This window comes from Mesobacillus maritimus (assembly GCF_044803185.1).
In the GTDB taxonomy this organism is placed as follows: domain Bacteria; phylum Bacillota; class Bacilli; order Bacillales; family Cytobacillaceae; genus Mesobacillus_B; species Mesobacillus_B maritimus_B.
The window spans coordinates 2,810,802-2,824,372 of record NZ_CP085225.1; the positions used below are offsets into that span (position 1 = coordinate 2,810,802).

General features: G+C 39.2%; 10 protein-coding genes. 5 read left to right on the forward strand and 5 right to left on the reverse strand.

The annotated features are described in order from the left end of the window. Window positions 1–132 precede the first annotated feature (132 nt). The 3 genes from LG336_RS13575 (at window position 133) to LG336_RS13585 (ending at window position 3,012) form a co-directional block, all read left to right on the forward strand. Window positions 133–1,566 carry an alanine/glycine:cation symporter family protein gene (locus LG336_RS13575; RefSeq protein ID WP_404333029.1) on the forward strand — a complete coding sequence of 478 codons (1,434 nt, stop codon included), beginning with the start codon at window positions 133–135 and terminating at the stop codon, window positions 1,564–1,566. Window positions 1,567–1,676: 110 nt separating this feature from the next. Beyond that, window positions 1,677–2,441 carry a hypothetical protein gene (locus LG336_RS13580; RefSeq protein ID WP_404333030.1) on the forward strand — a complete coding sequence of 255 codons (765 nt, stop codon included), beginning with the start codon at window positions 1,677–1,679 and terminating at the stop codon, window positions 2,439–2,441. Between the two features lie 79 nt (window positions 2,442–2,520). Continuing rightward, window positions 2,521–3,012, forward strand: coding sequence for a staygreen family protein (locus LG336_RS13585; RefSeq protein ID WP_404333031.1), 492 nt, complete (start codon window positions 2,521–2,523; stop codon window positions 3,010–3,012). 657 nt (window positions 3,013–3,669) lie between these two features. Here the strand turns inward: LG336_RS13585 and LG336_RS13590 are convergent. The 5 genes from LG336_RS13590 to LG336_RS13610 form a co-directional block, all read right to left on the reverse strand. Then, window positions 3,670–4,038, reverse strand: coding sequence for a hypothetical protein (locus LG336_RS13590; RefSeq protein WP_404333032.1), 369 nt, complete (start codon window positions 4,036–4,038; stop codon window positions 3,670–3,672). 413 nt (window positions 4,039–4,451) lie between these two features. After that, on the reverse strand, window positions 4,452–5,159 hold the full coding sequence (locus LG336_RS13595) for an isochorismatase family protein (RefSeq protein ID WP_404333033.1): 708 nt from the start codon (window positions 5,157–5,159) through the stop codon (window positions 4,452–4,454). 59 nt (window positions 5,160–5,218) lie between these two features. After that, window positions 5,219–6,988, reverse strand: coding sequence for a hydantoinase B/oxoprolinase family protein (locus tag LG336_RS13600; RefSeq protein ID WP_404333034.1), 1,770 nt, complete (start codon window positions 6,986–6,988; stop codon window positions 5,219–5,221). After that, window positions 6,981–9,131, reverse strand: coding sequence for a hydantoinase/oxoprolinase family protein (locus tag LG336_RS13605; protein WP_404333035.1), 2,151 nt, complete (start codon window positions 9,129–9,131; stop codon window positions 6,981–6,983). The genes LG336_RS13600 and LG336_RS13605 overlap by 8 nt, the downstream gene beginning before the upstream one ends. Before the next feature lie 258 nt (window positions 9,132–9,389). Continuing rightward, window positions 9,390–10,880, reverse strand: coding sequence for an NCS1 family transporter (locus tag LG336_RS13610; protein ID WP_404333036.1), 1,491 nt, complete (start codon window positions 10,878–10,880; stop codon window positions 9,390–9,392). A 295-nt stretch (window positions 10,881–11,175) separates the two neighbouring features. On the opposite strand from LG336_RS13610, the gene LG336_RS13615 reads away from it, so the two are divergent. Together LG336_RS13615 and solA are read left to right on the forward strand one after the other, a co-directional pair. Further along, complete coding sequence (locus tag LG336_RS13615; protein WP_404333037.1) at window positions 11,176–12,069, forward strand: LysR family transcriptional regulator; 894 nt, start codon at window positions 11,176–11,178, stop codon at window positions 12,067–12,069. Window positions 12,070–12,190: 121 nt separating this feature from the next. Next, on the forward strand, window positions 12,191–13,348 hold the full coding sequence (solA, locus tag LG336_RS13620; protein ID WP_404333038.1) for an N-methyl-L-tryptophan oxidase: 1,158 nt from the start codon (window positions 12,191–12,193) through the stop codon (window positions 13,346–13,348). The last annotated feature ends 223 nt before the right edge of the window (window positions 13,349–13,571 follow it).

Consider the following 13,571-nt stretch of genomic DNA (forward strand, 5'->3'; position numbering starts at 1 on the left):
GCTAGGATTATTGGGTGATCATATACTCTACATAGGGATGTTTTTGATACTTATTTTTTAATTTTAAGGAACAATAATTGAAATAGGGCAACAAATTGGGCAATTTAGATTTACATTCAAAGGAGTCTTTAAATGGAAAAACTACTAGAACTACTAAATGAAAACGTTAATTTTTTAAATAATTTAATGTGGAGTTATATCCTTATTGCAGCACTCATTATTTTAGGTTTATATTTTTCAATTCGAACAAACTTTGTCCAAGTCCGTTTATTCGGTGAGATGTTTCGCATCCTTGGTGATAAAAGGGTCATCAGCAGCAATGGAGGTAAGATAGGGCTTTCCTCGTTTCAAGCATTCACTATTTCTGCTGCCTCTCGTGTAGGAACAGGGAACCTGGCTGGGGTTGCAACTGCGATTTCCGCAGGTGGTCCGGGTGCTGTGTTCTGGATGTGGTTGATTGCTTTTATTGGAGCTGCTTCTAGCTTTGTTGAAAGTACGCTTGCTCAGATTTACAAGGTGAAAGATAAAGATGGCTTCCGTGGTGGTCCTGCTTACTATATGGAAAAGGGCTTAAACAAGCGGTGGATGGGGATTATCTTTGCTGTCATTATCACCTTCTGCTTTGGGCTTGTGTTTAACTCTGTTCAATCCAATACGATTTCACTTGCGGTTAACAAAGCATTCGGGATTGACCGAGTTTGGATTGGAACGGTGCTTGCCATTTTAACTGCGGTTATTATTTTTGGTGGAGTCAAAAGAATTGCCCATGTTTCGCAAATCATTGTTCCTATAATGGCGGTTCTTTATTTGATATTGGCATTGTTTGTGGTCATTACCAATTTTACAGAAATCCCAATGATGCTTTCGCTTATCGTAAAAGAAGCGTTTGGACTTCAGGAAGCAGTTGGCGGTGGAATGGGTGCGGCTGTTATGATGGGGATTAAACGTGGCTTATTCTCGAACGAAGCTGGTATGGGTAGTGCTCCTAATGCTGCGGCAACAGCTGCGGTTACACACCCTGCTAAACAAGGCTTGATCCAAACTTTGGGGGTATTTGTTGATACCATCCTGATTTGTTCCGCTACTGCTTTTATCATTATTCTTTCAGGAGCTTACTCAAATCCTGATTTAACAGGAATTGAACTTACCCAAGTAGCACTTAGTAGTCATGTTGGCTCATGGGCGCCTGCTTTTATCAGTATTGCTATTTTCCTGTTTGCCTTTTCATCGATTATCGGGAATTATTATTATGGAGAAACCAATATTGAGTTTATCAAAGATAATAAACCAGCGTTATTTATCTACCGAATTGCTGTTGTAGGTATGGTTGTCTTTGGTTCTATGGCAGACTTAGCGATTGTCTGGAATCTTGCAGATCTGTTTATGGGTATTATGGCCATCATTAACCTGATTGCTATTACCTTGCTAGGGAAAATTGCCTTTGCTGCCTTAAAGGACTATCAGGCTCAGCGAAAAGAGCACAAAGATCCCACTTTCTATGCTGACACTATTCCTGGATTGCAAGGAGTGGAGACCTGGGAAACACGAGAAAAACAGACAAAATAATTGTTATTGAAGGACCCTCTGGTTGAATCCAGGGGGTCTTTATTTATGAGTATATCTCTACCAAAAAATGGACAGTTTAACTGATAAAAGGAAAAAGAGGTGGGGAGATTTTGAAAAGAATCATCATACTACCAACAATTTTCATTCTTTCACTGGTAGCTGTAACCGTATATGCAGCGGAAAAGCACTCTCAGACCGACATTTATCAGGAACAAGTTGATGTAACTGGAGATGGAAAAGAGGATGTTATCAAGATAACAGGTGTTCCCTTTGAAAAAGGAAGCTTATTTTTAAAAGAAATCTCGATGCACGTAAAGACATCTGAAGGAAAGGGCTTTCAAAGTGAGCTTGAGGGGGGATATGAACCTACTCTAGCCTTTAAAGATTTTAATCATGATGGTGTACAGGACGTACTTGTCACTGTTGAAACAGGAGGGAGTGGGGGGCTAGCAAATTATTATCTCTATTCCATTAAAGATGGTAAGCAAGTCGAATTAAGCACCCCTGAGCCATTAACGATTATTAGCCAGTTTGAGGAAGGGTATAAAGCTGCTATTAGAATTGAAGAAACTGATAAATCTTATACCTTTGATTTAAAGGACAGAAAAGCGAAGTACATTCGCTTAGGATTATATAATAATGGCAAATTAAATGAGCCAATGGAATTAATGGTATTTCCGTATAGTACCTTAAAACCAGTGATCATACGCGAAAATCAAATCGGTTTTAAAGGGGTACAACGAATTAGCGGAGTGGCCAATGCTGATACGATTGGGTTTGTAGAATCTTCTTGGATCCTTGAAAATGGTGAATGGAGACTAATCGAAACCACTGTGCAAAAAGCCCTGAAATCAAAGAAGAAAAAGAAAAAATAGGCATATGTAACGAATCTCGTACTGCTAACATAGGCTATGGTAAGTATAGGTAATATTTCCTGAAAGGGGTTTTCTTCCCATGACCACATTCAATCCAGATCGATTGAATACAACATATATTCCTCCGGTTAGCACCTTTGGCCCATTAGGTGGTCGGAAATATACGTTGACCCACTCTGATGAGACAGGAGAGCTCTTTCTAACAATCGGAAAAAAATATGATTTGGGAGCGATTGATCCTAATCTCCGGGATGAAGTACTTGCAGAATGGCAAACAAGAAACGGAGAATATTTATTATTAGCAAAGGTCTATGTTAGTGGGGGGGAGTACGATAAAAAATTCTCCCAGGTTCGCTACATGATTTTTAAGAAGGAACTCACATTGGCGCTAACAGGAATCGTCTATGGCGATCAGCAGTCCTACATCAACAATCCATGGCTATTGGATTGTCCAATCTTAGTGCATTTTGAATCCATCTATCCAGAGTTCAATGAAGTTCTATATTATGGAACACCAAGGCAGTATTTAACCGCTGCGAGAAATCAACGTATAAGCCAAACACAGGCATGAGCTTGTGTTTTTTGTTTTTTTGGTGTGGAGAGCATACAATGGGTAACGAGATATAAGGCTAAAATTCAATAATAATATTATGTTAACTAAAGAAGAGGATAGAAAAAACAAGTTTATTTAATAGGAATTTGACATGATCACTTAATTTCGAACTAATATTGATTTAATTTAGTGATCAAATATCATTGAAATGATATTTCAGTCTGGTTGCTGATTCATGAAAGAATGGGTTGTTTAACATGCATGAGAGTTCACACAAACGAATTAGATTTGTTATTTTTTTGGTGACAGGAAGTTTGAATGCAATGAAGCGGATTTTTTTAGCGAAAACAATTATTTCTGTACAAGTGAGTTTTAAGTGAAAATTTCATTTCTTGTCTCACTATCTTAAGTATACTTAGGTATTGAGACCGGTGATTGCTTTTGAATTATAACTACCGAGAATATATATTATGTAAACTAGAAAAAATAAATTCAAGATTATTAGACGGTGGTCGTTTTGCATACTCTCCTCTACATCAAAAACCGTCCATAGAATAATTAAAGAACGTAAAAGGAATCAGTCGAGAAACCTTTTACGTTCTTTTTAAGTTTTCTTACATTAACTTTGTTTCATCAATCGTTCGATATTTGCTTCATTTGCAAATACTCGTTTATTTAATGCAGCAGTCTGGGCATCAAAGTGTTCTGTAACCCGATCTGTAAACTCTCCGATACTAGTAATGATGTTTTTTGAATTTGTTCTTGATTGGTCATAAGGTTTACTATTTCTTGTTGAAGTTGTTCTTGACCGGTTTTAAGGTGCTTAATTTCGTGATCAAGCCCATCAAACCGGTTATCCATTTGGTCTAGCCTGGTGTCAATCCCATCAAAACGTGAATCCATTTGGTCTAGCCTGGTGTCGATCCCATCAAAACGTGAATCCATTTTATCCAGCCTGCTGTCAATTCCATCTAACCGGGTATATACTGGATTTATTTCATCCTTTAACATAGAACGGATTTGTTCGACTAATTCATTTGTCATCGCCTATACCCCCAATTTCTTAAATTATAGCATGTCTAACATCGTGAAACATTATTATTTTCAGCAATTGTTCCACAGGGTAATAAAACTGTTTTGTATAATAATGAGATTTAGCCCAAAATATAGTGTAAGACACGTTTGTTTTCATGAAATCAGCTTGATATCACCTTACCTTCTTTATTGATTTTCTCAGGTTATTGGATGGTTGTTTCTATCATGTTTGGAATGTGGAAACATGGTGTGTGCTGGAGAATAAGTTCAGTAAGAGATTCTTTCGTGTTGTAAGTTCATTATAACACAGAAAGGAACGTCTGTTCTGTTTTTGTATAAAGATTTATGTGTTTGTGTCTAATTTGTGTAACAACAACGAAGGCAATGATTAATTTAATCATTGCCTTCGTTAGATCTATTTTTTATAGGACTGTACTTTCACTCTCCCTCTTTTCAAAAGCCTCAATAGTACTAAAATAGTTGATGACAGTTTCTAATGGTTCAACATCTCCGAATTTTGCATCGATGTCAAACAGATTCCATTCAACCGCTCCTGGGATACGATCCGCGATTGTACCCTCTGGAACAATCGTTCGGAATCCGAGTTCTGTTGAATCCATACAAGTGTGACGGACACAGGCACCCGCTGTTGCCCCCATGACAATCAATGTATCGATACCATGCGTTGTCAGCCAATATTGAAGAGGTGTTCCATTAAAACAACTGGCCATTTTTTTCACGAAAACAGTTTCTTCCGGCTGAGGATTCAATCGAGTATCAATGTCAATCCAGTCTTCTCCCATTTTCAACGTTTCCAATGGAATCTTATCTGCCCAACGGCCGATATCTGAATATCCGTTTGGATTATAGGCAGTTGTACTATGAAAAATTGGAACATTTTTTGCCCGGGCAGCATCTAGCACACTAAGAACAGCTGGAAGCACTTCCTCCATATTGTCACAAGAAAAGGTATGGCCAGGTCTAGTCCAGGCGTTTGCTAGATCCACTGTAATAATCCCTGGTCTTTTTCCATAACCAACACGTTTTTGGAACCCACGGCTCATATGAATTTCTCTTGCCTTCTTGAACGCCTCATTTAATAATCCTAAATCAAAGATTTCTTTTTCCATTCTAAACATCCTCTCCATTTAGTATTGTTATATTTTATAAGCATTTAGCTTTTAGCTAACTAATGTGAAAAAATCGGTCGTTCAGTACGTTGTTCACGCATTTCTTTCCGTCTTTGTTCGGAAGCCTCTAATCGTAAGTCGCCACCTTCGATTACAACCCCATAATCGCGGTAAGCTGTTTCTACCGAGATGATTTCATCCAATACATCTTCATAGACCTTAGCGATTGAACGCTCAAGGGGGTCTCCATATCCTCCTGACGATGGAACCATAATTTTGATCGATTCACCTGCTTTGAACCGATACCCATTTAGTTTTGATGGTAATTCTTCCGGTGCGGTATCTGGATTTTTAATTAAACTTGCTTCTGTTCCTGGCAAGCCACCTTTAAATCCCCACGGTTTTACCGAGTGCTTATCGCCTTCCATGGTCATTAACCCGTCTGTTAAAAAGCGATTCCAACGCACAATCCCCAGGCCGCCACGAGTTTTACCAGCTCCTCCTGTATCCTCACGCAATTCATATTGCTCACAAACCATTGGAGTGTGCATATCCAAATCCTCAATTGGGTTGTTTCGAGTATTCCAAGAACTAAAATCCATTGCGTCCATGCCATCTTTCTCAGGACGGCCACCATACGATCCTTCATTCACTTCAATATAGACCCAATAGTCGTTGTTCTCATCTAGACCAGAATAAGAAGCAAACTGGATATTTGCTGAGCTACCGGCACATACCTGTTCTGGGATGACTGTAGCTAGTGCTTTAATGATTAAATCTGCAACTGTATTGACCTGATTGGCTCGGCTAAAGGTTGCGGCAGGCTTAATCGGATTAAAAATACTTCCTTTTCTTGCGGTAACTTTAATCGGTCGAAAAGCTCCTTGATTGGCCGGAACAAATTCTTCATGTGTGTAAGTGTCTAAGAAGATCGAGCGGATCACGCTATACACACTGACACATAAAGCACCAGAATAGGAGACATTAAAGGCGGTTGCCACTTGGTCTGCTGATTTAGAGACATCAACCTCAAGTTCATCGCCTTTTTTTATGACATTGACATGCACGCGCAATTTGTCACCTAGATGAAGCCCATCATCATCCAACCATGATTCTGCTTCGTATTCCCCATCTGGAATTTTCGAAATTTCACGGCGCATCATAAGCTCTGAATAATTCATTAACTGCTCACAAGCGGCCAAGACCGTTTCTTTTCCATATTTATCAAGAAGGTCAATGAACCGCTTTGTTCCCAAGCGACATGCAGCCACTTGTGCTTGTAGGTCACCTATGACTTTTTCAGATGTACGCACTTTTTGGCGGATAACTTCAAACAGCGTTTCATTAGGCAACCCTTTTTCATAAAGCTTGACGCCGTTTAGAATTAAACCTTCCGCATAAACATCTGGAACATCTACCATTAAACCAGGCTGCGCTCCTCCCATATCCAAGTGATGAGCCGTTGTCCCTGCATAGGCAATCAATTCTCCTTCATAAAAAATCGGTTGACATAAGGCAACATCGGGAGAATGTGATGCACCTGCATAAGGATCATTGTTCCAAATAATGTCCTCTGGGTGTTGATTCTCCCCTAACTTTTCTTGAAAGCCTTTAATATAGCCAGGAAGACACCCCAACTGCATAGGCGTCGAGTCTGATTCTGCAAGGGTCTCTCCGAATCGACTGAAAATACCCGCACCGAGATCCTCCGATTCCCTAATTAATGAGGAGTAAGCCATGCGTTGCATTAAATGGGACATTTCTTTTGCAATCGTATCAAGTGCTCCTCCAATCACCTGCATCGTCACAGGATCATTTGATTTACTCATTTTCAACACCTACCTTTGATAAATGCATCCTATCAACTAAGAATTTTGATGATTCAGTTTTTTTAGTTGCCAACAAAGTACCATTTTTAGATACTTTCATTTCCCAATTTGGAGGAATCACAGTCGTTGAATCGCGTTGAATAATTGCAGCAGGTCCTTCAATGACATCATTTGCTAACAGGTTTTCTCGCTTGTACCTTGGTGTTGGGATCTCTTGAATTTCTCCATCTACCTCAAAGAACGTATTTCGTTCATATAAAAAAGCGGCTTCAGGATTTAAACTTCCTCCCTCTTCTAAATCTGGTAACATAAGTGAGGGGGTCAGGCCAGTTGCGACAATATCCAAGGAGATCAACTCTACCGTGTTTCCTGGAAAATAATGCCCATATTCTTGTTTGTGAGTCAGATGAAATCCTTCAATCAGATTCTGTATACTATGTTTGGTTAACGTTCCATCTGGAATCGGTACTCGAAGCTCAAAGCCTTGACCAATATATCTGCATTCGGCGATACGTTCTAAGACAATATCTTTTTCAAGAATTCCATCTTGCTTGAGCTGATCCATTGCTTGTTCCTCTAGTGTCAATAGTTCCTTATTTACATTCACCACTGACTCTTGTGTTAATCCTTGCAATGAAGTGATGTAAGAACTATTAAAATGGTATTTCAAATCACTCACCAACAAACCAGAGGAAGCGGTAATTCCTGGGTAGTTTGGGATCATGACCATTTTGCTTTCAATCGTTTCAGCTAAATCAATGGAATGCAATGGGCCCGCACCCCCTGAGGCAAATAAAGCAAAATCACGTGGATCAATTCCTTTGCGAACAGAGTTTTCTCGAATCGACAAAGCCATATTATTATTGATGATTTTAAGAATCCCAAGAGCTGCTTCTTCGACACTCATGTTTAATGGTTTAGCGATTTTCTCCTTAATTGCTTGAGCGCTTTTTTCAGGATGCAAAGGGAGATCGCCACCAAGGAATTGCTCTGGATCCAATCTACCTAACACCACATTTGCATCTGTGACACATGGATCTAGGCCACCTTGACCATAACAAGCAGGTCCAGGAGTGGAGCCAGCACTTTTTGGTCCTACGCGAAAGGCTCCTCCTGCATCCACATAAGCAATCGAACCACCACCGGCACCAATCGTATCCACCTCAATCATCGGGGTGACAACAGGATAGCCGTTTACTTCCGCATCACGTGGGTTCACAACTCTAGGAATATTATCCGGAATAATCGAGATGTCAGCTGATGTCCCACCGATATCGACACTGATGATATTGTCAATTCCATCTAGTGTCCCCCACCAAGCTGCCGCCAACACACCCCCTGCTGGTCCCGATTTTAATAGATTCATAGGGGCTGTTGTCGCTTGTTCTGCAGAAGCCATCCCTCCGGAAGATTGCATAATTTGAAGGTTCCCTTTTGCTTGAGAATCTTCTAGTGTTGATACAAGGTTGGTAATATATTGATTCACCTTTGGCGCCACGTAGGCATTCATCGCAGTTGTACTAAATCGTTCATACTCGCGGATTCTTGGGGCCACCTCACTAGAAGTAAACACTTGGATTTCTGGCCAACATTCTTGAACAATCTCTTTTGCACGTTTTTCGTGTACATCGTTCAGGAAGGAAAATAGGAAACAGATAATCACGACATCTACGTTTTCTGCTTTTAATTGTTCAACCGCCATCCGAACTTCTTCTTCATTTAACGGTGTACGTATCCGTCCGTCTGGAGCTGCGAGTTTCTCTGTAATGGGTAAGCGATGTCTACGTAATACAAGTGGGTGATCTTGCCAAGGAAGGCTTTGTTGTATGGAAAAGTTCTCAACTTTTTTGTGGCGGGCAATATGAAGAATATCTCGGTAGTTTTTGGTTGTAAGCATCCCTACTTTGGCACCATCTCCTTCAATAGTGATATTCGTGGCAACCGTTGTACCATGTAAGATGTAATCAATCTCTGATAGAGCTACATTGCTGAGCTCACATAACTCTTTAATGCCCTTAATGACGCCTATTGATTGATCCTGGGTTGTACTGGGCACTTTATGGACCTTAATCTCTTTTGTTGTGTCATTTACTAAAATTAAATCAGTAAATGTACCACCAACATCCACTCCAATTCGAATCATTTCCACTACTCCTCTCTATTAATCACTGAATGTTGTTCTTGTTTTATAGTTTTACATAGGCAAATCTCTATTTCTATTGTCTTGTCACGTTTTCTACCCAACTATTTTAAAAATAGTTAAAAAACACGGATGGATTTTTAAAATGATTAAATTTTTACGTTCTATTTTTAAAAATAATCAAAATGAGGAAGTAAAAACATAATGTTCCATGAAACACATAGAAAGGGAACCGTAATGATTTCGATTCCCTTCAAAAGTTTATATGGTCATTTTCGTATTTTCCTTTTCCTCAAAAGAATTGTTCGGTCTCTCCTGATAATTTGTGACGATGAACTCATTTTTTTCATATACCCAATCCTGGCTTATACTGGTTGATAAATATCGATCACTAAAGTTTGATTCAACCTCAACTTGAGGATATTTTTTTATAATCCAGAATTTCATTAATACATAATAGAGGCAAAATCCAACCGGAAAACCTACTAAATAGGCGGCTGATAGAAAGACCATTGCGAGTCCTGATGCAACGGCTAAAGCAATTAATCCTGCTGGATTAAATCCTGATTGATACTGGAATTGTCCATCCTTTCTAAAAAGATCACCTATGTTCAATCTCCTGTGACGAATTACATAGTAATCACAGATCATAATTCCGGCCACTGCAGATAAGGCCGCACCTGCATAGCTTAAGAAAACACTTAAAGAATCGAGGATAAGCCAAGGCATTCCTAGTGTGCCAACCACACCAACTAAGACGAGTGCCATTTTAAAATTAAGTTTGGGGGCACCTGCATTCACAAATGCTAACGCAGCTGGAATCAAATTTGCTGCATTATTCGTTGACCATTGAGCTAGCGTAACAAGTCCTAATAAAACAAGTAAGGAGATGCCGGTCTCGTTCGCCTGAATAATCGTAATCGGATTCCATTCTCCAGTAGCAACAAATGCAAGTGCGCCAATTAGCGCCATCCCTGTAGAAAAGATTGGGAGTGCCAGCATTTGAGCAGCAAAGATATTTTTATTTCTTTTGAAGAAGTTTTTCGTACCTGATTGAACTTTTAAATGACGAGAGATATTTGGAACATCAATCGCTAATGCTGCCCAAAGCATGAAATTCCCCATAAAAATCGAATACAAAGGGGTACTGCCTTCGCCAACAAATGTCCAGATATTCTTTCCACTCACTACTGATAAATCATCTAAATAAAAATACATCCAAATGGAAATACCAATTAAAATAGGTGCTGCAAAATCCGCGAACCTCTCCACCGCTTTAATGCCCATTGCCGTATTAATAATCTGGATAGCAGCAAAAATGATATACCAAAAAATCCAGTTATTAAATCCAAATAGATACTCAAATATCCCATTTAATGCGAGTGCTCCTAAGTATGTTTGAATTCCAAACCATAATGAAGCAACAATTCCTCTTGTTACAACTGGTAAATGTGTTCCATATACACCAAATGGAGCTCGAAGATAAACGGCAAAGGAAAGCCCATGTTCCGTCCCGATGTCTGCTGATAGTAACATGACAATTCCAATGGCTAAATAAGCGAGAAAAATGATTAAAAGGCTAATCGCAATCGGATGTGAATGGATGGCATCCCCGCCAAATTGGTAAGCGGCAATCATCACCACCATCCCCACCCACATCATGAAGTATCCCAACATACTGATATTTCGCTTGGCATTCGTAATTGGTAAAATCGACTTTTCTAGCAAAGAATTATTTTTGTTTGCGTTCAATAAAACCGCCTCCGTTTTTAAATTTTTCATTACTTACCGGCTTAATGTTCGGTTTTTCACAAGACATCCTATAAATCTTTTGGCAGATACTGTCCCATTGTCCTTTGCTAAACGAATCCAACCATTTACTATGAAGCTATAAAAGGTGTTTCACCTCCTCTCTTAAATTTTTTAATAATTGTGACTAATTATAGAAAAGACTTTTTAAAAAAGATAATAGTTATAAATGATAGCCTTAATCACTTAAGCTGATAGCAAGACAATAAGAAATAAGAATAGAAATGGAGGAATCGTAATGGAAATCAAAGATTTACAAATTTTTCGAAGTGTCGCCTATCATGGAAGCATTAGTAAGGCCGCATTGGAGCTTAACCATGTCCAGTCACATGTGACGGCAAGAATTAAACTATTGGAAGTGGAAATGAACACAAAATTGTTCCATCGGCATAGTCGGGGAACCACTTTAAATGCTGAAGGTAAGAAATTTTTATCGTACGCAGAGAGGATTTTACTCACATTGGATGACATGAAGAAGGATTTCCAAGATGCCAATAACCCCATTGGAAAATTATCCATCGGGACTGTTGAAACGGTGTTTAAATTACCCATGATTCTATCAAACTACCATCAAAACTTCCCGATGGTGGACCTTTCCTTAACAACCGGTGTAACAGAGGAATTAATTGATAAAGTAGGAAAACGAGAATTAGATGGGGCGTTTATTACAAAAGCAGCAGAACTTCCTAATATAGAACAGTATGAGGTATTCAACGAACGGTTGGTACTCATTTCAAATCAAGATGACACTGATATTGACCATCTAATGAGAAAACCGCTATTGGTCTTTAAATCAGGCTGTAGCTATCGGAATCGTTTGGAAAGATGGCTAGAGGATGAAGGAATATTTTCAGCAAAAGTAATGGAATTCGGTACACTTGAAACGATTCTTGGGAGTGTCATTTCTGGTTTAGGAATTAGTTTTGTCCCTAAATCGACGATTCAACAATTAGAGAAAAACGGACTGATAAAAAGTCATCCCGTTCCCCCTCAATACAGCAACATTTCAACGGTATTTATTACGAATTCTGACTCATATGCATCAAACTCTTTAAAGAAATTAGTAGAAACGATTGACCAGTTAAAAAATGAAATGGCTCCCCATGACCCTGTTAATGTCTATTCTTTTTGATTTATCTCTTAAATACTTACCTATCTGCATTCATGATAGCTTCCATCAGAATAAATCATTTTACCAGATAGCTCCTCCCATTTATGAAAAAAATTAAAATAACATTGTTGAGGTGAAAGGAATGAAAACACATTATGAAGTGATCATTGTTGGTGCTGGATCGATGGGAATGGCTGCCGGCTATTATCTTGCCAGGCAAGGAACTGAAGTATTATTAATTGATGCCTTCGATCCACCCCATTCCTTCGGTAGTCACGCCGGTGAAACGAGGTTAATTCGCCATGCGTACGGCGAAGGTCGAGAATATGTGCCACTTGCCATCCGCTCACAACAATTATGGGATGATCTTCAACAGCAAACGGATGAAACCATCTTTGCCCAAACCGGAGTCCTTGGATTTGGTCTTACAGGTTCAAAGTTTATTACCGAAGCGGTTGAAAGTGCGAAGGAATTCGATTTGCCCTTAGAAATCTTAAATGGCGAGCAAATCAGTGCGCGTTGGCCGGGCATTACCCTCCCTAGTGGGTATTCAGGTTGCTATGAGCCAACTTCAGGGGTACTGTTCAGTGAAAATGGTATCCGAACCTATCGTAAATTAGCATTGGAAAACGGGGCCTCCCTACTGACCAATACCCCGGTTACCGATTTAGAAATCAGTGAAACGATCAATCAAATATACACGAAAGAACAAACGTTCACTTCTAATAAATTGATCATTTCTGCAGGCGCTTGGAACCCAGAGATGGCAGCAAAACTCGGGCTAAATTTACCACTTCAGCCGATGCGACAAGTGGTGGGTTGGTTTGAAGCTCCTGATTCTTTATATAGTGAAGATGTCTTTCCAGGATTTTTTGTTGACATGCCTACAGGTACTTATTACGGATTTCCTAGCTTTCAAGGCAGCGGCTTAAAACTAGGTCGACACGATTTTGGCCAAGAAGTGGATCCAAATAGGATTAATCGAGAATTCGGCATCTATCCCCAAGACGAGGACAATATCCGTAAATTTCTATCTATGTACATGCCACATGCCGCCGGTGAATTGTTGGAAGGAAAAGTTTGTATGTATACAAAGACTCCAGATGAACATTTTATTATTGATCAGCATCCCCAACATAAAAATGTGGTGATTGCAGCTGGTTTTTCCGGACATGGGTTTAAATTTGCTAGCGGTGTTGGCGAAGCTTTAGCTCAATTAGTGACAAAGGGAAAGGCAGAACATGATCTTTCGCTCTTCTCTATTACTCGCCCTGCTTTGCTCAGCAAAAGTTCAATTTAAGTACAAATACATCAATGTTCATTATAAAAAGGAATCATTCTACTGGAATTCATCCCAGGAATGATTCCTTTTTCTTTTACCGGCTTAACCTCCCTACTTCCCCTCAAAGCTAGTTTCATTCAAATGATTTTTTATTAAAATCAAAACTTATTTTAAAAATATTCCAAAATATCATGTTAGGTTTCTTAACAAGGTCGTAGTTGCAAAAAATATATTCCCTTAT

Excerpts from the sequence above, each read along its gene's own strand:
- LG336_RS13575 (WP_404333029.1), top strand. The coding sequence starts at position 133 with ATGGAAAAACTACTAGAACTACTAAATGAAAACGTTAATTTTTTAAAT.
- LG336_RS13585 (WP_404333031.1), top strand. The coding sequence starts at position 2,521 with ATGACCACATTCAATCCAGATCGATTGAATACAACATATATTCCTCCG.
- LG336_RS13590 (WP_404333032.1), bottom strand. The coding sequence starts at position 4,038 with ATGACAAATGAATTAGTCGAACAAATCCGTTCTATGTTAAAGGATGAA.
- LG336_RS13595 (WP_404333033.1), bottom strand. The coding sequence starts at position 5,159 with ATGGAAAAAGAAATCTTTGATTTAGGATTATTAAATGAGGCGTTCAAG.
- LG336_RS13600 (WP_404333034.1), bottom strand. The coding sequence starts at position 6,988 with ATGAGTAAATCAAATGATCCTGTGACGATGCAGGTGATTGGAGGAGCA.
- LG336_RS13605 (WP_404333035.1), bottom strand. The coding sequence starts at position 9,131 with ATGATTCGAATTGGAGTGGATGTTGGTGGTACATTTACTGATTTAATT.
- LG336_RS13615 (WP_404333037.1), top strand. The coding sequence starts at position 11,176 with ATGGAAATCAAAGATTTACAAATTTTTCGAAGTGTCGCCTATCATGGA.
- solA (WP_404333038.1), top strand. The coding sequence starts at position 12,191 with ATGAAAACACATTATGAAGTGATCATTGTTGGTGCTGGATCGATGGGA.